Genomic DNA, 20,553 nt, shown 5'->3' with positions numbered 1-20,553 from the left:
CCTGCATCAGTAGAGTAACTTTTATAAAAAAACAAAGAAAAAGACACAAAAGAGGACTTTCGTGCCTTATTTCTTACAATAAATTCAAAACAGCACCGGCGCCGACACCGATCAAAACGATGGCCCACGCAGGAACTTTGAAGAAGTGTAAAAGAGCGAAAAGGATGGCAGCGAGAGCGAAGTCTGCTCCTTCTATAATGGAACTTTTCAATACTGGATCATAAAAAGCAGCAAGAAGAATGCCGACAACACTTGCGTTTACTCCTGTAAGAACACCCTGGAAGGCCGGACGCTTTCTGAGTTCGTTCAAAAATGGCAGAGCCGCCATTAAAAACAGGAAGGAGGGCAGGAAAATACCTGCAGTTGCCACGAGGGCTCCTGGAATACCTTCAATCATTGTTCCGAGGTAACTTGAGAATGTGAACAATGGTCCAGGAACTGCCTGTGCCATTCCATAACCAGCAAGGAATTCATTCGCCGTCAGCCATCCGGTTGGTACGACTTCACGTTCAAGCATCGGTAGGACAACATGACCACCGCCAAAAACGAGAGAGCCGACACGGAAGAATGTATCGAATAATTGAATGAGCATGCTTTCCGTGTTTCTTGCAAGAACCGGTAAAAAGGCAAGAAGAGCCACCAGAACGCCTAGAGAGGCGACACCGACCTTTTTCGAAAATGTAACAGGGAATGGTTGGATCTTAGATTCCACCATACTCGAAAACATTTTCCATCCGAACAATCCAGCAGCGAGAATGATCAATAACTGCATCCAGGCAGATGGATAAAGAAGTAAGATGAGTGCGGACACCAACGCGATGGCTATCCGAGGGCGGTCGGGCGTCAGTTTTTTCCCAAGACCAATTAAGGCGTGCAGGACGACAGCTGCAGCTACAACCTTCAAGCTGTGTATGAAATTCGCATCAGCGAGGTCGAACGATTGATATAACAGTGCAAAAAGAACGAGAACGAGAATCGATGGTACCGTAAAACCGATCCATGAGATGATCCCCCCGAGCAATCCGCCACGGAGCATACCAATGGCAATACCAACCTGACTGCTCGCGGGTCCGGGAAGAAATTGACATAGAGCGATGATGTCCGCATACGTTTTGTCATCGAGCCATTTTCTTCTGTCGATGTACTCATCTTTGAAGTAAGCCAGGTGGGCAACAGGCCCCCCAAAAGATGTAAATCCCAGCTTGGTTGAAGCTTTGAAAATTTCCAAAAGAGAACCTTTTGGTTTACTCATGGTCAAGATTCCTCCAATCTTTTCCTAAAATTTCTTCTGCCAGTTCACGGACTTGTTCTCTTCCTTCAGCAAGCACTTGCCTGCCTTTATCCGTAATGACGTAATATTTTCTAATCTTTCCTTCCACTTTTTCTTCGTATTTCTCAAGCAAATCGTCTTTGTGGAGCTGCTTCAGAGTAGGGTAGAGGGTTCCTGGGCTGATCTCATAGCCGTGGGAAGCAAGCTCTTCCATAAGAAACGCTCCATAGATGGGTTCAATGCTTGCGTGATAGAGAATATGGATCTTGATGGATCCTAAGAAAAAGTCCCTGAGCATGTTGAATACCTCCTCTATCGAAATCCGATATCAATGTACGATACCACGGAGAATTATGCAATAAAAAACGCGCAAACTTCATAAAGTTTGCGCGAATCTTTACATTCTATTTACTTAATGTGTCTACCATTTGATCAATGCTCATTTCATGAGCGATGACACCGTCAATGGTCCAGTGACTCGGGTCGTTCATTTCGTACACCTGGCCATTCTTTGCAGCAGGGGTGTTCTGCCATACGGAGCTGTTTTCGAGAATTTCAAATCCAGGCTCGCCTTCGTTTCCGATGAGGAATACGTGTTCAGCATCCAACTCGCCCAGTTTTTCAAGAGCTACAGGGTTCCATTGTTCGCCTTCTTCAGGAAGACTTTGGAGGAAATCAGGTTTAGCGATGCCCATTTCATTGTAGAAAATTTCGGCGCCGTAACGGTTTTTATCAAAAACATAGAACTGCTCGCCCATCGTCCAGACGAATGCGACGGATTCATCGCCGATGTTTTCTTTGATCGTCGCCGAGGCTTCTTCTGCTTTTTGGTCAAAATCAGACAGCACTTGTTCCGCTTCGTCTTGTTTGTTCAAAATTTCTCCCATCGTTGTCAGCTGTTGTCTCCAATCAGCTCCCGTCTCTTCATCAAAGACATACGTTTGGGCAATGCTGGCATAGTCTTCATAGCTTCCATTCTGCAATGCAGAAGGGGCACTGAAGATAATGAGATCAGGGTTTTGCTCAATGGTTTGTTCAACGGGTAAATCCCAGCCGACTTTCGGTACGCCTTCAAGTTGTGGCTGCAGGTAATCCAGGACGGTTTCACCGATGGACCACTGGGCGACAGGCTTTTCGCCTAGTGCTACGAGTGAATCTTCTAGATAAGGAGCAAGAATGCGCTCGGGCTTTTCTTTTAGTGTAATCTCGCCCATCGCATGTTTAAGCGTACGTTCGCTTGTTTCCTCGCTGTTTTCTTCGCTGGCTGCTGTATCTTCAGACTCACCTTCTGTAGAGGATGAATCCTCATTTTCACTGCTGCATCCTGTTGCTAACAAAACGAGAAGCAGTAAACCGGTTATGTAAAGGGTTACTTTTTTCGACATTTGTTTGTTCCTCCTCGGAAGTTTATGATAAGATAATGATAATCATTATCAACGGATGTGTCAAACAAAGATAGATACATAGGTAGAGAGGGTCGCTGGCAGTGGAAGAACGAACAAGAGAAGCGAACAAAGAGTGGAATGAAAGAACGAGAAAAGTATGGCGTGCGGCCTTTATATTTACAGGTGGCATGATTCTATTAGCTGTAGTGATGGCTTTATCAATTTCTGTCGGAGTGACGGACATATCCCTGCGTACGGTTTGGGATTCGCTTTTCTCTTTTGCCCCTGAGTCTACGAACCATGCCGTCATACGAGAGTTGCGCATGCCTCGGGCTTTTGCTGGTGCCCTTGTCGGAGCATTTTTAGCGGTGTCAGGTGCCGTCATGCAGGGACTGACGAGAAATCCGCTCGCTTCGCCGTCTATTATGGGGGTCACCCATGGAGCTGCGTTTGCCTTAATATTGACGATTGTCTTTTTTCCTGCCGTCAGTAATATCGGAATGACCACTGCTGCTTTTATTGGAGCAGGACTCGGAGTGATTCTTGTATTTGCGGTAGGGTCCTTTTCCAGAGGAGGTCTGACACCGGCAAAGTTAGCCCTTGCTGGTGTCGCCATTGGCGGGATGCTGAGTTCACTTTCATCGGCCATTTCTTTACACTTTCAAGTAGCCAAACAAATGAGCTTCTGGTATGCCGGTGGATTAGCCGCAACGGATTGGGTTTCTGTCCAAATCCTCTTGGTTGCAGGGGCGGTAGGATTGAGCCTGGCTGCTTTGATCTCGAAATCCGTGACGATTTTGAGTCTCGGGGATGAGGTTTCCAAAGGTCTTGGTCAAAATACATTCTTTGTCAAAGCTCTCGGCGTCATCGTCGTTTTCCTATTAACGGGAGCAGCTGTTTCTGTTGCCGGAACGGTCGGGTTTATCGGGTTGGTTATCCCTCACGTGGCGCGTTTTTTTGTGGGTTCCGATTATCGGCTGATCATCCCCGTATCTGCGGTACTCGGAAGCTTGCTGCTTGTTCTGTCAGATATCGGAGCGAGGCTTGTCAATGCCCCTTACGAAACACCGGTTGGAGCAATTACAGCATGCATTGGTGTCCCATTTTTCCTTTACCTTGCTCGTGGTGAAGGGAGGGGGAGTTTATGAGGAAGACACGTTTTTCTTTTGTGATGGCCGTGCTGTTTCTTTTCCTAGGCTTGATGGTTCTCATCAGTTTGAACATGGGCGTTGTTAAAATTGCTCCTCTGGACGTTCTGAAAACATTCATCGGGCAGGGGACCGATCGCCAGGAGCTGGTGCTCTTTAATTTCAGACTTCCATCCATGGTCCTCGCTTTATTCGTGGGCGCAGGACTGGCCGTTTCCGGGGCGATCCTGCAGGGAGTCACGCAGAACGACCTTGCCGACCCGGGTATTCTTGGAATTAATACAGGCGCAGGATTTGCTGTCATTTTATATATTTTCTTTTTCCAAACGTCGATGGCGATGGTTACCGGTTTCGGTATTTACATTTTGCCATTGTTTGCCCTCATTGGTGCGTTCCTGGCAGCTTTCCTCGTGTATGCGCTCGCTTGGAAAAAAGGAGTTAACCCTATACGCCTCATTCTCGTCGGAATCGGTGTGAATGCAGGTTTCAGCGCAGTACTCATCATTTTTCAAGTGAAAATGAACCCCCAGGATTTTAATCAGGCGCTCGTCTGGTTAGCAGGGGATTTGTGGATGGGCAATTGGAATCTCGTGTTTGTCATTGTACCGCCCATCCTATTGATGATTGCCTGGACCATCTATAGATCTCGAACGTTGAACGTTATGAATTTAGGAGATTCGATGTCGATGGGACTCGGTATTCCAGTGGAAAAAGCGCGGCGGACGTTTTTACTTCTTGCTGTCGGTCTGGCCGGTTTTTCAGTGGCTGCAGGAGGAGGAATCGCCTTCCTTGGGCTTGTGGCCCCGCATATCGCCCGCCGAATCGTCGGCCCCGGCCATCAACGGATGATTCCTGCTGCTGCATTGATCGGAGCGATATTTTTAGTCGTGGCTGATACGATTGGAAAAAATATCATCGCCCCGGCAGAGATTCCTGTAGGGATTGTCGTGTCGATTGTCAGTACGCCTTATTTTGTCTATTTGCTTATGAAAACCCAATAGAAAAAGGAGTTCACGTCCATGGAAGAGATGTACGATGTAACAGTAATTGGTGGAGGAACCACAGGTTTATATGCTGCTTTTTATAGTGGAATGAGAGATTTGAAGACAAAAGTCATCGAGTACCAGCCTCAAGTCGGAGGCAAGGTTTCCTTTTTCTATCCGGAGAAGAAAATCTATGACGTCGGCGGGTTCCCGGGTATTACAGGGGAAGATCTCGTCACAAATGTCAAGGAACAGGCGGAAATGATTGAACCTGCCTTTGTGACAGGGGTGAAAGTGACATCTATGGATAAGAAAGAAGATGGAAATCTCCGCCTGGAGACAGATGACGGCCAAACGCATTATACAAAAACTGTGATTGTCGCTTCCGGTCTGGGCACGTTTGAAATGCAACCGCTTGAAGTGAAAGGCAGCGAGCTCTATGATGGAAAGCAGATTCACTACACCATTCAAAACTTGGAACAGTATCGAGGGCAGAAAGTTGCGGTCGTCTCGCAAAACCGTGTCGGCATTGACTGGTCACTCGCTCTTGAAGGGGTGGCAGAAGAAGTTCATCTATTGAATCGCGGGGATGAATTTAAAGCGGTCTATGAACAGGATGTTGAGAAGGTAGAAGCTTCCTCTGTTCACATCCATAAAAATAAGATGATTGAAGAGCTGCGAGGAGATGAAGCTCTCAAAGAAGCGATCCTTCAAGAAGGTTCCGTGCTTGAGGTCGATCATATCCTCGTCTATGAAGGCTTGCAAATCGATAAGAGTTTATATGACGAGTGGGGATTGGAAGCGGATAAAGGAAGAATCCCCGTTTCGACAGACATGTGTGCGAGCATGGAAGGAGTTTTTGTCGCTGGCGATGCGGCCGTATATCCTGCGAAAACGATGCTCATCGCCTCTGGTTTCAATGAAGCGATGGCAGCGGTGAACAGTGCCGCCAAGCATTTGGATCCAAATGCGAAGTCGCAAGTGTATAGTACAGTGATTTATAAGCATAAATAAGAAAACGCCGAACGCAGCATATGCTGTTGTTCGGCGTTTTTTGTGGAGGAAGAAGGGACAGATGCTAATAAAAGCTATACATTCGCTAATAAGTTTCCTAAGAGAATACAGATAAAACACCCTGCCGCTGCTTAAACTTGAGAACATTCGAGCAGGGCGTTATGCTCCGCTTCCATCCATCGCTCAACCTCCTGTTTGTAGAAATGCCTGGGGTTCGAGTTTTTCTAAAGCTTGATGGAAATCGTTGAGTAGATCTTCCGGGTTCTCAAGCCCCACGGATAAACGAAGCAGACCATCAGTTATGCCACGCTTTTCACGCTCTTCTTTTGGCATGGAGGCGTGAGACATCCGTGCGGGATAGGATAAAATTGATTCGACTGCCCCGAGGCTAACCGCATAAACCGGGAGTTCCACATGTTTTGTGAACTGTCTTACTGCTTCTTCATCACGCAGCCTGAAGGACAATACTGCTCCAGACCCTTGTGCCTGGTACGTTTGAGTCGAGCTTCCCGGATGGAAACGGAATCCGGGGTAGTAGACGTGTTCTACGAGTGGGTGAACGCTTAATTTCTCTGCGATCTTTACAGCAGATGCTGAAGATTGCGTCATTCGGCAATGTAAGGTTTTCAAGCCGCGAAGCACGAGCCAACAATCGTGTGCGCCGAGAATGGAGCCGAATGAATTTTGCAAAAAACCGAGCTGCTTTGCGATGTCTTCATCGTGGGTAGCGGCAAGGCCTGCCACCACATCGCTGTGACCAGCGATGAACTTCGTTGCACTATGCAGGACAAGATCTGCACCAAGTTCAAGTGGGCGCTGCAGAGCGGGAGTCATGAACGTGTTATCGACGAATGTCCAACAATCATTCGCTTTTGCTAATTTTGCGACGGCACGAATATCTGTGATTTCAAGCGTCGGATTGGAAGGTGTTTCTATATACAAAAGTTTGGTGTTTGACTGAATGGCCGTTGCTACTTCATGGAGGTCCGTCATATCCACAAATGTATGATCGATTCCAAATCTGACGAGAACATCGCGGATCATACGAAAAGTTCCCCCATACACATCCTGTGTGATGACGACATGGTCACCTTTCGATAAAAGCATGAAGGCCGTAGAAATCGCAGCCATTCCAGAGGCGAAAGCAAAGCCGTGACTTCCACTCTCCAGTCCCGCAATGGTGTCTTCCAGTGCTTTGCGGGTCGGATTGCCGGATCGGCTGTAATCATAGATTCCGGGATTGTCGAAATCCTGCTGATGGAAGGTAGATGCCTGCTGAATCGGGACACTGACCGCTCCGTTGTGCGGATCGAATTTATAATCGCTGTGCAACAATCGGGTTTGCAAAGAATGATCATTCATCGGATCGGTTCCTCCTTTGGTAATTGGGCAAGGGAATAGTCAAGATCTTGAATCAAGTCATCGATATGTTCGACACCGACAGAGAAACGGAGCAGGCGGTTACAAACCCCGTAACTGATCCGGGTTTCTTCTGGAATATCAGCGTGGGTCTGGGTCGCAGGGTAGGTGATAAAGCTCTCTACACCACCGAGACTTTCGGCAAAACTAATCAAGTTTAAGTTTCTTAGAAAGGGGTCGATCCATTCTTCGGATTGAAGTCTGAATGATAACATCCCGCCTTTTCCAGGGTAGAAGATATCTGTCACATTCGGGTGGTCCTCCAGGAAGGCAAGCACGGATTTTGCATTTGCTTCATGCTGGCGCATCCGAAGGGGGAGCGTCTTCATCCCGCGCATCACAAGCCATGAATCGAAAGGAGAGAGGACAGCTCCAGATGTATTCTGATGAAAAGCGAGCTTCTCGCTTACGGCTTTTCCTTTACTTACAAGGATTCCGGCCAGTACGTCATTATGCCCCGCCAAATATTTCGTAGCACTATGGATGACGACATCGGCCCCTTCTGCAATCGGCTGCTGTAACACCGGTGTATAAAGGGTGTTATCAACAAGCAGGAGAAGATTGTGGGCTTTCGTGACTGTTGAAATCTGTTTGAGGTCAGCCGTATGCATCAGCGGATTTGTCGGTGTTTCCACATAAATGGCTTTCGTCCGTTCATTGATGTAGGTATGGATGCGTTCAAGGTTGTTGCTGTCACAATAATGAAAGCGAAGGTCGTAACGCTCTTCCATGTGTTCAAATAAGCGGAATGTCCCTCCATATAAATCTTCGGAAACGATGATTTCATCACCTTTTTTAAAAAGGGAGAGGGCGGTTTGAATCGCAGCCATCCCGGAGCTGAACGCAAATCCTGCATCCCCACCTTCGATATCAGTGATGGAAGACTCCAGAGTTTGGCGGGTAGGATTTCCGGTTCGCGTGTAATCAAAACCTGTCGACTCTCCTAAACCGGGGTGGCGGAAGGGGGTGGAAAAATATACAGGAGGGTTAATCGCCCCCGTAGGTTCATCCCGCTGGTTCCCGGTCTGAACGAATTTCGTATCCGTATGCGGACACATAACAACACATCCTTTATAAGTTAATGGTTCAAAATTAAGCGCCTTATTAAACAAAAGCTCCCTATACTTGAGGACTCAGTTTCGAGATGTTTGTGTGATTCTAGGGGCTCCGGGAAAAGGTTCGCTTTCCATGGGGCGGGCGGTGAGCCTCCTCAGGCTACGCCTTCCGGGGTCTCACCTGTCCCACACGTCCCATAGGAGTCTCACCGTTTCCCTCCGCCCCTTTGCCATGGAAGATTCTCGAAACTACTCCTGAAAAGTCAGCTCGTATGGATACGGGAAGTGGATGATTAGAAAACCTCCATAGTAAGTTAAACCTTGATCCGGAGCGTTTTATAACTTTAACAATTGGATAGATGAAGACCTTCCAACTTGACAAAGGGGTTCGTTATCCCCTTTATCGAATGGGGTGGTTGGGAAGCTGCGAGACTCCCGTGGGAGAAAGGAGATCGGCGAGATCCCGCAGGGCGTAGCCCGAGGAAGCTCGCCACTCCCCCACAGGAAAGCGAGTAGCTTCCCAGCCGCCCAACAACGTAACGAACCACGGAAATATCTCCTGAGTCTTCCACAATCCTGCCATATTCTTTAATGACGAATCCTCAACATCTGAAAGAAAAATAAAAAAAGCCTTCTTGAAGAAGAAGACTGTTGTGGGTACGGTTCTTCTTCTTATCTTTCAAGTTGATGAAACAACTTGCTGGAGTTAGCACCTTCCTGGTAAAACCAGGGGTTGCTGAGGCTTCGTCGGGCCAGTCCCTCTGCCTCTCATGATAAGAGATTCAATTGTAATTTTTTCTAATTGCTGATTACTCTACACTACTCAGAAAGTTTTGACAATATGCTGACAATAATTTTTCTGAAAACTTTTTTTGGGATGAGAAAAAAGCCTCCTTTTAATGAGCAGGATTAGATGGGTGGGTTTTGCACGCCGGATTCGATATAGCTGCGGACGAGCAGCCATTCGCCCTCCTGTTTTTCGAATGTATCAAAAAAGAGGTTGGATGTTGGCAGGAGTTCTCCGTTTAACCGGATGGAAATCCAGAAGGCGGCAAGCTGGATGTTTTCATTAAGCATGGTCACGGAATGGTCGGTGTAAATCCAGTCCATATCCTGGTCTTTGAAATGTTCAAAGGCTTGATGCCATCCTTCGATCGACTCTTCATACGAGTAATCCACCCTTTCCCCATGACGGATTTCTCTTGCAACGAGGTCTTGTGATGTCACTTTTTTTAAGTAATCCAAATCTTGTTGGCTTGCTCTTCGTTTGTACTCTTCATAAAAGGTTTGAAAATCCATATGTATTCCTCCTCTACCTCAATGGTTCGACAGAGGATATGGGAATCCTCTCAATTAATGACAGATCCCTAAGTTGTAAAGAACCGTTTTGACTTGGAGAGCAAGCGTACCGATCCAGAGCAGGTGAGTGATAGCATTCATCCCGTACCATGTGGTCTTTCTCTTCATTTGTCCGCGTTTTTTATAGAAGATGGCCACCAAGGGAATAGTCAGGACGGTAAAAATAGCCGTCAAGCCGAGGAGTCCTTTGTAGTCGCGAATCCAGATGAAGTCATTGAAGAGGGGGATGATGATCGTTGGAGTGTAAATGACAGATAGGAAGTAAACCCCGATGGACCAGGAGACGATCATGAACAGCAGGTTAATCAGAAGTGGGAATGTTTTCACGCGTACACCCCTCGTTTTTTATTAATCCGATTTGTTTACTCGGGTTAATGTTATCCTACGTTCAATAGTCGGAATTGTCAATATATTATCCGTATTCCTTTTGGTGGGCTTTCTTTTTCTTTAAATAATCCTTATCTTCACGGGCCAGTACCCATTTTTCCTCGAAAATTTTTGCGGATTCTGCTTTCTCGTCGTCGATGTCGCGATCATTCACTTCTCCGTTTTTGTCATATTTTTTCCCTCCTTTATAATTCGCGTATCTCCGCGAGCGGGTGTAGCCCATCTGCAGGAACTTCCGCGCCATATCCATGCCGACGAAGTCATCCGCTTTTTTGTAGTCGAGGAACATCTGATAGATTTTATCCGATGATTCCCGGGCGATTTCCGGTGTCTTGAAGCGCCAGTGAGCCAGGATTTCACTTTTGTATGGTTCTACGAGCAATACCCCTTGTTCGCCACGTCCGACCCGGTACTTCTCGGGGTTTTTACGGAAGTCGATATTATCAAAATCAAGATCATAATCAAACGCCATCTTCATACTTCCTTTCTGTGTTCTCGACGCCAAACATATTGAGTTCTAGGTCCTGTGAGAGCTTTTTAATCAATGCACCTCCGGCTGTACTGTTCCCTTTTTCATCAATGGCCGGTCCTACGACTCCGATTCCCATGCGTCCAGGGGAGGAACCGATGATGCTCCCGGATACCCCACTTTTACAAGGAAAACCTGCTTCCACTGCATAGTGCCCGGATGAATTATACATCCCTGATGTCATCATGATTGCCTTCACTGTGCGTAAGTGGTGGGAGGGGATCAGCTTTTCTCCTGTTTCTAGGTCCAGTCCTCCTTTCGCTAAAAACAGACCCACGCGGGCGAAATCGTGGCAGCACATCATGACGGAATTCATTCGGAAATAAAGGTCGAGCGCCTCTTCTACATCCGTAACCAACGTACCGGTACTCTCCATGAAGTAAGCGAGGGAGCGGTTCCGTGCACCGTTCGCCTTTTCGGCCTCATAAACTTCCTTGCTCATTTCTAGCTGCTCATTATTCGTTACCTGACGCAGGAAATCCATATAGCGATTGAATCGTTTATCAACGGTTTGTCCTTTAACCAACGCAGCAACAGCGATGGCTCCTGCGTTGATCATTGGATTGAAAGGTTTACTTGTATCATAAGACTCAAGCTGGCTGATGGAATTGAAAAAATCACCCATTGGTTCCATGCCTACTGTTTGGAATACACGCTCTTTTCCGAAATCCTGTAAAGCGAGCATAAGGCCGATAATTTTTGAAGTGCTCTGCATCGGAATATATTTGTCATTATTACCGGCTGAAAAGCACTCTCCGTCTGTTGTGATGATGGTCACACCAAGGTAATCCTTGATGGTTTCGTCGTATTGAGGGAGACTCATGTTGACATTCCCGGATGAAGCGAAGGGGCGGCTGTCTTGAATAGCTTCTTCGAGATAATCCTTCGTCAGTTCCTGCATATCTTTGCTCCTTTTCTATAAGAAGTTCTAAGGGATCCATGGAATATGGTAGTTATGTACCTTTTTTAAAAAGCGGATAAACAAAAAACGGCCCCCCACGAGGTGGGGGGCCGTTGTGAGTTATTCCTGTTTCAAGTAGCGGCGGTCTTTGAGGAAGAGGCGCCAGAAAAGGTAGAAGGCTGGGATGAGAATTCCGAATCCGACGGCATAGACAATCAGCATCTGATAGAACGTATCAGGGTTTGTGAACCCGTCTGTGATGGTAATATCCGGATAAATCAAGTAAGGCAGGTGTGCGGCCCCATAAGCGTAAATGGCAATGGCATACTGGAGTCCGACCATAATGACAGCAGCTCTTGCCAGACCGCGGCGTCCGTCTTTTTTCTTGATGAAAAGAAAAACGTACCCGATGATAAAACAAAGCAGAGACAAACCGAACGCGACCCAGTGTTCCTGAATGTTGTCGACGATCCACGAAGCTTCTTCAGGGAAGGTTCCGATGGTCAGCATAGCAATGGCGATACTGACAGGTCCAAGCCAAAGAGAATGCTTACGGAAAGTATCGTACGCGTTCCAATCTTCCGCTTCTTTGGCATAATCCATCAGGAAAATGGCCGAGATGAAAAGCTCGGTCGATAATCCGAACAAGATATGCATATACAAGGTCGGATGGGTAAGTAATTCTCCGTACTCCAGGCGGGGATAGCCACTTTCAAAACTGACGAATCCTCCTAAGGTGATCGGAAGTATACTGACGAGAAGTGCCGGAATGATCAATCCGGTAAAACCGGAAGTCAGCCGGAGCAAGTCTTTGTACCGATCCGCGTGATGCTGGAAAACCATGAACGTCGTGCGGATCGTCAAGAGCAGTACCCCGAGTCCGACCGGGACGAGCAAAACATTGCTGAGCAAGGTCGTAGCGAACGGGAAAAAAGTGACGACAGATACGACGAAAATGACGAGAAAGACGTTGGTCACTTCCCATGTGGGAGAAAGAAAACGGTTCGCGATTTGGGATGCACTTTTTTCTTCATTTTTCCCATAAATCATGCCCCAGAATCCGGCGCCGAAGTCGAGAGACCCGAGGATGGAATAGACGAAAAGCAAGCTCCACAAAATCGTAATCGCTAATGTTGATGCTTCCATAGGTTGTACGTCCTTTCTGGGATGATTTTTTCTTACGCTTCTCGCGCATCCAAATCTTTACGGACCGGGTTTCGCTTGAAGTAATAGCGCATCACGAATCCAGTGACAAAGAGCAAAGTAATATACAGGGTCATGAAAAGGTAGAAAAGGAAACCGACGCTGTTGGATTTAGTTGCCGCCTCATCTGTACGCAGTACTTCATTGATGGTCCATGGCTGACGTCCAATACAGCTGAAACACCAGCCGGCTTCAATGGCAAGCATCGCGAGCGGTCCACTGACAACAAGTGTAGCCAGGAGCCAGCTTGGAAACTCTCTTTTCAGGACGTGTTTCCAGAACAAAGCAAGGAACGCAATTAAAATGAGGACCGTACCAATTCCGACCATGACATTAAAGAGGATGTGGACGTAGAGTGGCGGCCATAATTCTTCGGGCCATTCATTGAGTCCCATCACTTCTGTATCCAATCGGTCGCCAGCGAGAAAACTAAGACCATAGGGGATTTCAACCGCATATTTCACCCGCTGATCTTCAAGGGAAGTATAACCGCCCACGGATAACGGAGCGTAGCGCTGGGTTTCGAAAAGTCCTTCCGCAGCTGCCAATTTTCGTGGGTTGTATTCATGAAGCATCTGAGCGGTTTCATGACCGTTAACTGCAGTTGCAAGGGACATGAGCGCTCCAAAGTAAAGAGCGATGGTCAGAGCCTTTTTATGGTAGGCACGCTCAGCTTTCGTGATTTTGCTCCTCATGAGACGGAGTGCGGCGATCGATGCAACGAGAAAGGATACGGTCATATAAGCAGACAAAGTCACGTGGATGGCAGTGACTCCGAAACTTGGATTGAAAAAGGCGGCCCACGTATTCACATCTGTGACCTCACCATCTGGGGTGATGTTAAAACCTGCCGGTGTGTTCATCCACGCATGGACATCGGTGATTAAGATGGCCGAGGCGGTCGCTCCAAGTGCGACAGAAATAATACTGACAAGTCTCAATGTCGGCGGCAGGCGGTCGGCCGCATATAAATAGATCGACATGAACACAGCTTCAATAAGAAAAGCGAAAATCTCCATTTGGAATGGGAGCGCGATGACTTGTCCGACAATCTCCATGAAGTCTGGGAATAATAGTGAAATCATGACTCCAACAATGGTTCCTGAAGCAATGGAAACGGCCAATAAAATAGCGAAACCTTTGGTCCATCGTTTCGCCATCAATGCATAATCCGGATCTTTTTTTATAAAGTGCAGGACTTCCGCGATGATGATCATGACTGGAAGTCCAACACCGATCGTTGCATAAATAATATGAAACCCGAGCGACGTTCCGAACAATGCCCGGGCCATTACGACGATATCCATTGATCTCCACCTCACATACAAATTCAATACCTCGCTTATTTTTCCAATGTGATGGTGGATTATTCGTCAGGAGGAATGTTTTTCTACGACTACCATATACTCATCGATCGCGAAAGATGTCACATGACCGTTTTCCTCTGTGATGGAAAAGTGGCGCTTTGCTTCAGCAGGAGCTTGTTTGAAAAGTCCTTCCACAGCTCTTTGATCTGCTTCGTGGTCTAATGTACGTCGTACCCAGTCTGGAAATGGCATGGTCTTTTTACGTGTCAGGTGCTTCTTGACGTTCAAATGGTTCTTGCGATAAAGTTTCTCCCATTCACTGATTTTAAGAGCGCGGACGTGGCTGTAATCACGTTTTTTCTCGAATCGATTATAAAACTCATCCAATTGATCATCTTCAGGTGCCACGTTATCAATCATTAAAAATTTACCGTTGTCTTTTAAAACGCGGGCCACCTCCTCAATGAAACGGTGGGGGAAAGGGAAGTGATGAGGAGCGATACGGCAAGTGACAAGATCAAAACTGTCGTCAAGAAAAGGGAGTTGCTCGGCATCAGCAACTACGTATTCAATATTTTGTTGAGAATTCAAGTGCCGGGCGGTGTTTTGCAGCATGTCTTTTGTTAGGTCTGTGGCGAAAACCGTTCCGCAATGGCTGCTCAAGGCTTTCGCGACATGCCCTCCTCCTGTAGCGATATCCAGTGCTTTATGGGAAGGGTCGGGCTTCAGCCACTCTACGATGGCATCGAGATCCGATTGTTTTTTATGGGTCGTACTGTCAACGTACGCCTGCTTGTTTTTCGAAAATACTTCCTGAACATGACGTTTTACTTCATCTGACATAAGTAATCCCTTCTTTCCTATTATTCCGCTTCCGGTTAAATGTTGTTTGTGTATGCAGTTATTAAAGAATATGGAGGATTGTGGAAGACTCAGTTTCGAGATGTTTGGGGGCTTCGTTTGCCATATTTGGAGTCAGGGGTGGCTGGGAAGCTACTCGCTTTCCTGTGGGGGAGTGCCGAGCTTCCTCGGGCTACGCCCTGCGGGATCTCGCCGATCTCCTTTCTCCCACGGGAGTCTCGGAGCTTCCCAGCCACCCCATACGATAAAAGTGAGAAACGAACCCCTTTGCCCAGTATGAGTGTCTTTCACAGATCCTGAGTCTATAGTGATAAAGCGCTCTATAACAGGCTTTATCATTCAAAATGTTGTAGGAGAATCCATGTTGCTCCACTTTCCTGGAAGTGGTTTCGAGATACTTATATGGCAAAGGGCGGAGGGGAATGGCGAGACTCCTGCGGGAAAAAAGTGCTTGGTGAGACCCCACAGGACGCAGTCCGAGGAGGCTCACCGCGCTCCCGCGGAAAGCGAGCTATTCCCCGCAGCCCCCATCCACCTAACAAAAGTCTCGAAACTGAGTCTTCAAGAATAGGGAGCTTATCTTCAATATTTAACAGGGCTTAATTTTATTGTAAGCAAAACAGGTGATTTGCGATAATATGGAATTTTTATAGAAAGCGATAAGATAAAGTGAATACGTATAAGGTTTTGAAAAATGGGCGAGGATGAGGATAAGAAAGCTTTGACATACAAAAGATTACATTGTAGGATATGGAGAAGATACGTATAGTTTCGTTGACGGGAAGAGTAGGCTTTTATCTCTGTCTCAAGAGAGTCGCTGGTTGGTGTGAAGCGATGACGGGTAATAGCCGAAGATCATCTCTGAGAAGTTCTGCTGAAATGATACAGAGTAAGTGGAACCGGTGGGCGGCCGTTATCCGTTTTGTGAACCGAGAGCCGTGCACGCCGTGTACGGAATATGGGTGGTACCGCGGAATCAAATCCGTCCCTGTTTTTACAGCAGGGGCGGATTTTTTATTTTGTCCCTGACGTCACTAGGAAGTTCGTAATCATTTTTCTATACAAAAAATAAAAGGGTAAGAGGTGGAAGAAATGCGCAGTGTCAATACGAAAGAAGCGGCTTTAGACCGCGAAAATCGTGTCAAAGATTACTGGAATCAAGAGAATGTCTTCCGTCGCTCCATGAACGAGCGCGAAGGTGCAGAAACATTTGTTTTTTATGAAGGACCGCCGACAGCCAACGGCCTTCCTCACGCCGGTCACGTTCTTGGCCGCGTCATCAAGGACTTTGTCGGACGTTACAAAACGATGCAGGGCTATCAAGTACTCCGTAAGGGCGGCTGGGATACCCACGGTTTGCCGGTAGAGCTTGAAGTTGAGAAACAGCTTGGCATCTCCGGAAAACAGCAGATCGAAGAGTACGGCGTCGAGAAGTTCATCGAGAAATGTAAGGAAAGTGTCTTCAACTACGAAAAAGAGTGGCGTGAGTTTACGGAATCCATCGGTTACTGGCTCGATATGGATGATCCGTATGTCACTCTACAGGATCGTTATATTGAAAGCGTCTGGTATATCCTGAGTGACCTTCATAAGCGTAACCTGCTTTCTAAAGGACACCGTGTTACACCTTACTGCCCGAGCTGTCAGACGACATTGAGCTCCCACGAAGTGGCACAGGGCTATGAAGATGTCAAAGACCTATCCGCAACCGCGAAGTTCAAAGTGAAGGGTTCTGAAAATGAATTCTTCCTGGGATGGACGACAACGCCATGGACATTGCCAGCCAACGTAACGCTTGCTGTTCACTCGGACCTTGACTACATCAAGGCGAAAAAAGATGGAGAAGTGTACATCGTTGCGGAAGCTCTTGCTGAGAAGAACCTCGGGGAAGAGTACGAAGTCGTTTCCAAGCATAAAGGGAGCGAATTCAAAGATGTGGAATATCAACCACCATTCCCGTTCGTTAAGCCTGAACGTGGCCACTTCGTAGTCGAAGCAGACTTTGTAAACGCAGAAAGCGGTACAGGTGTCGTACACATCGCACCAGCTTATGGTGAAGATGACTACAACCTGGTGAAGGAAAACAACTTGTCCTTCTTCAATGTCGTTGATGGCCAAGGTCGTTACACAGAGGATATCCCTCCATTTGAAGGCCGATTCGTCAAAGATTGTGACGTCGACATCGTGAAATACCTGGCAAATGAAGGACTTCTTTTCCATAAAGAAAAATACGAGCACAGCTACCCACATTGCTGGCGTTGTGATTCTCCATTGCTTTATTACGCAATCGAGAGCTGGTTCATCAAGACCACAGAACTGAAAGATCAGTTCATCAAGAACAACCAGGAAGTCACTTGGCACCCGAACCACATCAAAGATGGCCGTTTCGGTAATTTCCTTGAAAATATGGTCGACTGGAACATCGGTCGTAACCGTTTCTGGGGAACACCGCTTCCAATCTGGATGTGTGATTCTTGTGACCATCAGTACGCACCACACAGCAAAGCGGATCTACAAGAAAAAGCGATTGGCGATATCGGTGATGTCGAGCTTCACAAGCCTTATGTCGACCGCGTCCAGGTAACGTGTGAAAAATGTAACGGTACAATGAACCGTGTACCAGAAGTTATCGACGTATGGTTCGACTCTGGTTCTATGCCATTTGCGCAGCAGCACTACCCGTTTGAAAACAAAGATCAGTTCGAGAAGCAGTTCCCTGCAGATGTCATCTGTGAAGGAATCGACCAGACACGTGGATGGTTCTACAGCCTGCTTGCTGTTTCCACATTGTTTACGGGTAAAGCTCCATACAAGCGTGTCCTTTCTACAGGTCACATCCTTGATGAAGAAGGGCGCAAGATGTCCAAGAGTAAAGGAAACGCTCTGAACCCGACAGATCTTGTTACGAAATTCGGTGCTGACGCGTTCCGTTGGGCACTTCTTGCTGACAGTGCACCATGGAACAACAAGCGATTCTCCGAACGTGTCGTGATCGAAGCGAAATCGAAAGTCATCGACACACTCGTGAACACGCACGGTTTCTACACGTTGTATGCCAATATTGATGGATATACGTTCGATAAAAATGAAGAAGGCGAAAAGACACTGCTTGACCGCTGGGTTCTTTCCCGCCTGAACAGTGTGACAGGTGTTGTAGAAGAAGCGTTGAACGACTACGACTTCACGAAGGCTGCGAAAGCACTTGAAAAGTATGTCGATGAAGTAAGTAATTGGTACATTCGTCGTTCCCGTGACCGTTTCTGGGAAGAAGGCATGACAGAGTCCAAGAAAGCGGCTTACCACACGCTTCACGAAGTGTTGTCTCAACTGAGTCAGCTGATGGCTCCTTACACGCCCTTCCTTGCTGATGACATCTATCAAAACCTGACGGGTGAAAGTGTGCACTTGGCGTACTTCCCGAAAGTAGACGATACGGTTGTCAACACGCAGCTTGAAAAAGATATGGATGCTGTCCTGCAAGTGGTTGAGCTTGCCCGTGGAGTCCGTAATACAGAGTCCATCAAGACAAAACAGCCTCTATCTGAACTTGTCGTCATTCCGGTCAACCAGGATCAAGGAAAAGCGCTCGAAGAATACAGCAATATCATCCGTGATGAGATCAATGTGAAGGAAGTGGTTGTGAAGCAGTCTTCTGATGATCTTGTCCGGTATGAAGTGAAGCTGAATTTCCGTGCGGCAGGACCGGTTCTAGGCAAGAACGTTGGTGTCGTGAAAGGATACCTTGAAAAACTTTCAGACGAAGAAGCAGCGAAAATTGTCCAGGACGAGAAAGTCGTTGTACCGACAGGAGATGGGGAAGTCGAAGTGACGATGGATCTGTTGAACGTAGAACGCGTCGCGGATGCTGGACTTTCTATGGGATCCAACCAGGACTTCCACGTTGTACTCGATACGAACATCACAGAAGAGCTTCGTCTTGAAGGCCTCGCACGTGAAGTGATCCGTGTCATCCAGGATGAGCGTAAACAGCAGGATCTTCCAATCGATCTTCGTGTCGACATCGCCCTTGATGGAGATGCAGACGTGAAAGAAGCCATCCAGCAAAACGAACAGCTGATCCGTGAAAATGTTCTCGTGAATGATTTGACGGTCGGTGAAAAAGAAGCGATGAAAGAGTATACAGTCGGTGATCACCAGCTGAAACTGGCGCTTCAAAAGTAATGGTTGTAAAAGCTGGAGCATACGATGCTCCAGCTTTTTTATTTTCAACAAGAGGATTTAGGTCTATAGTATCGAAGTAAACTACGAATACAATCATTCAGGGGGTAGAAGCATGTTCAAGAAAATGGCCAGTGATGCATTAGGGTTGAGTGACATTGGAAAGATCATCAGAAAAGAAGACTTTGATAAAGCGCAGTCCGATGATTTTGTATTGACGGAAGACGGGGAGAAAATCCATTTTTTGATCAAGTCAAAAAGTGATGAATACTGCTTTACGAACCGGGCGCTTATCCACCTCGATGGTGACAAAGCGACAAGCAGCAAACGGAACATTAAGCGCTATGACTATTACCAGCATCCGATTCGCCATGTATCTGTGGAGACGGCAGGGACGATCGACCTGGATTTAGAAATCAAGTTTTACATCGGTGATCAGTACATGAGCATCGACATCGCCAAGGATGAAGGAGAAGCGATTGCGGACTTGTATAAATCTCTTGTGTCCATCTCTCAAATTCAGGAGGAAAATCAGCGCCAGGCGGCTTTTGCAAAAGACAGTATTGGAATGGCGCAGGACCTTATCCATGACAACCGGTTCCATGAAAATGACATTTCAAAAGAGTTCGGTGAAGCGGCTACTTTTGCGTATGATTGGTTTATACAAAAGTACAAAGAGAATACCCGTAAAGACTTTGACGATGTGTTTGAGAAATATATTCAGAATTAAAGAAAACCCGGATCATGTTTAATCACATGGTCCGGGTTTTGTTTAATTTGCAGCTTCTCTAAACGCTTTTTCGGTACCTACAAAGCTTAGCAGAGTGGAGAGATCTTTCCCTTCTTCTGATTGGCAGTTGCTCACATACACCATAGGCCCGCGACGAGTCACGTATTCACAATCGAATGTACCGGCAGGAGACGACGGATAGGCACCATAATTGTTGACGAAACGGATGGCCTCTCCATCGTAGGAGAAGGAGTTTTGGTAATGGGAACCCTCTGGACTGAAGATGGAGACGTCAAGATCGTCTTCCGTTCCTTGTTCCACATTTTTAATGAAAGTGGCCATTTCTTTCACATTTTCGACTTCCAGGGCTCCGTTTTTTATTTGATCAAATTGTTCCGATTGATGTTCAACGATCACATGTCCATCTTCTTTCGCATCTTCAACCGTGTAGGGTTCTTCTGTGTCAGCTTCCGAACAAGCAGCTAAAAAGAATAAGCACGACACCCAAAATAATTTCCTCATGTAATCCTCCTCATATGTATATCCAATCCTTATATTTCCATTATTAAGCAAGTGTGGAAGGATGTACACACCTAATAAAGAAAAGCCGCCTCAGTTCTGAGTGCGGCTTTTGCCTTATTCTTGTTCTTTCAATTCATATAATGGAACCTTTTGAACGATGTTCGGCTGATCCGTCGGGTGAATGCGCGCCATTTCATTACGTTCAATAACCTCTTCGATGTAAATTTCACGGTCTTCGTGCATGACTGGAATCATGTCTTCAGATTTGAAGATTTCTTTTGCGCGTTCTTTGTTCATCTCA

19 protein-coding genes, 1 riboswitch and 1 other annotated feature are annotated in these 20,553 nt (G+C 46.8%); of the genes, 5 read left to right on the top strand and 14 right to left on the bottom strand.

Going from position 1 to position 20,553, the window contains the following annotated elements; all coding sequences use genetic code 11:
- Nucleotides 1-73 precede the first annotated feature (73 nt).
- The 3 genes from chrA to J0K78_RS14990 form a co-directional block, all read right to left on the bottom strand.
- The gene (gene chrA, locus J0K78_RS15000) at nucleotides 74-1,252 is read right to left on the bottom strand and encodes a chromate efflux transporter (protein ID WP_206947770.1); all 1,179 of its coding nucleotides are present in this window, start codon (nucleotides 1,250-1,252) and stop codon (nucleotides 74-76) included.
- Entirely contained in the window at nucleotides 1,245-1,568 is a 324-nt protein-coding gene (locus tag J0K78_RS14995) for a PadR family transcriptional regulator (RefSeq protein ID WP_242517904.1), read from the bottom strand. The genes chrA and J0K78_RS14995 overlap by 8 nt, the downstream gene beginning before the upstream one ends.
- A 106-nt stretch (nucleotides 1,569-1,674) precedes the next feature.
- The gene (locus tag J0K78_RS14990; protein WP_206947769.1) at nucleotides 1,675-2,655 is read right to left on the bottom strand and encodes an ABC transporter substrate-binding protein; all 981 of its coding nucleotides are present in this window, start codon (nucleotides 2,653-2,655) and stop codon (nucleotides 1,675-1,677) included.
- 188 nt (nucleotides 2,656-2,843) lie between these two features.
- On the opposite strand from J0K78_RS14990, the gene J0K78_RS14985 reads away from it, so the two are divergent.
- Genes J0K78_RS14985 through J0K78_RS14975 form a run of 3 tightly spaced genes read left to right on the top strand, consistent with a single transcriptional unit; the run spans nucleotide 2,844 to nucleotide 5,800 of the window.
- A complete protein-coding gene (locus J0K78_RS14985; protein WP_206947829.1) occupies nucleotides 2,844-3,803 on the top strand; it encodes a FecCD family ABC transporter permease in 960 nt (319 codons plus the stop codon).
- On the top strand, nucleotides 3,800-4,804 hold the full coding sequence (locus tag J0K78_RS14980; RefSeq protein ID WP_206947768.1) for a FecCD family ABC transporter permease: 1,005 nt from the start codon (nucleotides 3,800-3,802) through the stop codon (nucleotides 4,802-4,804). The genes J0K78_RS14985 and J0K78_RS14980 overlap by 4 nt, the downstream gene beginning before the upstream one ends.
- Nucleotides 4,805-4,822: 18 nt before the next feature.
- The gene (locus J0K78_RS14975; protein ID WP_206947767.1) at nucleotides 4,823-5,800 is read left to right on the top strand and encodes an NAD(P)/FAD-dependent oxidoreductase; all 978 of its coding nucleotides are present in this window, start codon (nucleotides 4,823-4,825) and stop codon (nucleotides 5,798-5,800) included.
- Nucleotides 5,801-5,983: 183 nt separating this feature from the next.
- Here the strand turns inward: J0K78_RS14975 and metC are convergent, their stop codons facing one another.
- From metC to J0K78_RS14930, 9 genes are all read right to left on the bottom strand, one after another.
- Entirely contained in the window at nucleotides 5,984-7,162 is a 1,179-nt protein-coding gene (gene metC, locus J0K78_RS14970) for a cystathionine beta-lyase (RefSeq protein WP_206947766.1), read from the bottom strand.
- Nucleotides 7,159-8,277, bottom strand: a complete 1,119-nt coding sequence (locus J0K78_RS14965; protein WP_206947765.1) for a methionine biosynthesis PLP-dependent protein — start codon at nucleotides 8,275-8,277, stop codon at nucleotides 7,159-7,161. Before J0K78_RS14965 ends, metC begins: the two co-directional genes overlap by 4 nt.
- 666 nt (nucleotides 8,278-8,943) lie before the next feature.
- Nucleotides 8,944-9,054: riboswitch (SAM riboswitch) on the bottom strand.
- A 129-nt stretch (nucleotides 9,055-9,183) separates the two neighbouring features.
- A complete protein-coding gene (locus J0K78_RS14960) occupies nucleotides 9,184-9,573 on the bottom strand; it encodes a flavoprotein (RefSeq protein WP_206947764.1) in 390 nt (129 codons plus the stop codon).
- Nucleotides 9,574-9,627: 54 nt separating this feature from the next.
- Complete coding sequence (locus tag J0K78_RS14955; RefSeq protein WP_206947763.1) at nucleotides 9,628-9,960, bottom strand: hypothetical protein; 333 nt, start codon at nucleotides 9,958-9,960, stop codon at nucleotides 9,628-9,630.
- 85 nt (nucleotides 9,961-10,045) lie between these two features.
- On the bottom strand, nucleotides 10,046-10,492 hold the full coding sequence (locus J0K78_RS14950) for a DUF4385 domain-containing protein (RefSeq protein WP_206947762.1): 447 nt from the start codon (nucleotides 10,490-10,492) through the stop codon (nucleotides 10,046-10,048).
- Nucleotides 10,482-11,450: a glutaminase A gene (gene glsA / locus J0K78_RS14945; RefSeq protein WP_206947761.1), complete on the bottom strand. Its 969-nt coding sequence runs from the start codon at nucleotides 11,448-11,450 to the stop codon at nucleotides 10,482-10,484. The genes J0K78_RS14950 and glsA overlap by 11 nt, the downstream gene beginning before the upstream one ends.
- Before the next feature lie 120 nt (nucleotides 11,451-11,570).
- Nucleotides 11,571-12,596, bottom strand: a complete 1,026-nt coding sequence (locus tag J0K78_RS14940; protein WP_206947760.1) for a cytochrome d ubiquinol oxidase subunit II — start codon at nucleotides 12,594-12,596, stop codon at nucleotides 11,571-11,573.
- Between the two features lie 32 nt (nucleotides 12,597-12,628).
- On the bottom strand, nucleotides 12,629-13,960 hold the full coding sequence (locus tag J0K78_RS14935) for a cytochrome ubiquinol oxidase subunit I (RefSeq protein ID WP_206947759.1): 1,332 nt from the start codon (nucleotides 13,958-13,960) through the stop codon (nucleotides 12,629-12,631).
- 66 nt (nucleotides 13,961-14,026) lie between these two features.
- The gene (locus J0K78_RS14930) at nucleotides 14,027-14,803 is read right to left on the bottom strand and encodes a class I SAM-dependent methyltransferase (protein WP_206947758.1); all 777 of its coding nucleotides are present in this window, start codon (nucleotides 14,801-14,803) and stop codon (nucleotides 14,027-14,029) included.
- A 783-nt stretch (nucleotides 14,804-15,586) separates the two neighbouring features.
- Nucleotides 15,587-15,814: a binding site (T-box leader), on the top strand.
- Nucleotides 15,815-15,913: 99 nt separating this feature from the next.
- Here J0K78_RS14930 and ileS point away from each other — a divergent pair.
- Both ileS and J0K78_RS14920 read left to right on the top strand, forming a co-directional pair.
- On the top strand, nucleotides 15,914-19,003 hold the full coding sequence (gene ileS, locus J0K78_RS14925) for an isoleucine--tRNA ligase (RefSeq protein WP_206947757.1): 3,090 nt from the start codon (nucleotides 15,914-15,916) through the stop codon (nucleotides 19,001-19,003).
- A 112-nt stretch (nucleotides 19,004-19,115) separates the two neighbouring features.
- The gene (locus J0K78_RS14920) at nucleotides 19,116-19,730 is read left to right on the top strand and encodes a PH domain-containing protein (RefSeq protein ID WP_160916176.1); all 615 of its coding nucleotides are present in this window, start codon (nucleotides 19,116-19,118) and stop codon (nucleotides 19,728-19,730) included.
- A gap of 42 nt (nucleotides 19,731-19,772) precedes the next feature.
- Here J0K78_RS14920 and J0K78_RS14915 read toward each other — a convergent pair whose 3' ends face one another.
- A complete protein-coding gene (locus tag J0K78_RS14915; protein WP_206947756.1) occupies nucleotides 19,773-20,252 on the bottom strand; it encodes a hypothetical protein in 480 nt (159 codons plus the stop codon).
- 114 nt (nucleotides 20,253-20,366) lie between these two features.
- On the bottom strand, nucleotides 20,367-20,549 hold the full coding sequence (locus J0K78_RS14910) for an H-type small acid-soluble spore protein (RefSeq protein ID WP_115824538.1): 183 nt from the start codon (nucleotides 20,547-20,549) through the stop codon (nucleotides 20,367-20,369).
- Nucleotides 20,550-20,553: the final 4 nt, after the last annotated feature.

The sequence above is a fragment of the Halobacillus sp. GSS1 genome, assembly GCF_017307035.1.
GTDB lineage: Bacteria > Bacillota > Bacilli > Bacillales > Halobacillaceae > Halobacillus > Halobacillus litoralis.
The sequence above is the reverse complement of the archived record's forward strand: the minus strand, read 5'-3'. Positions and strand labels throughout refer to the sequence as shown.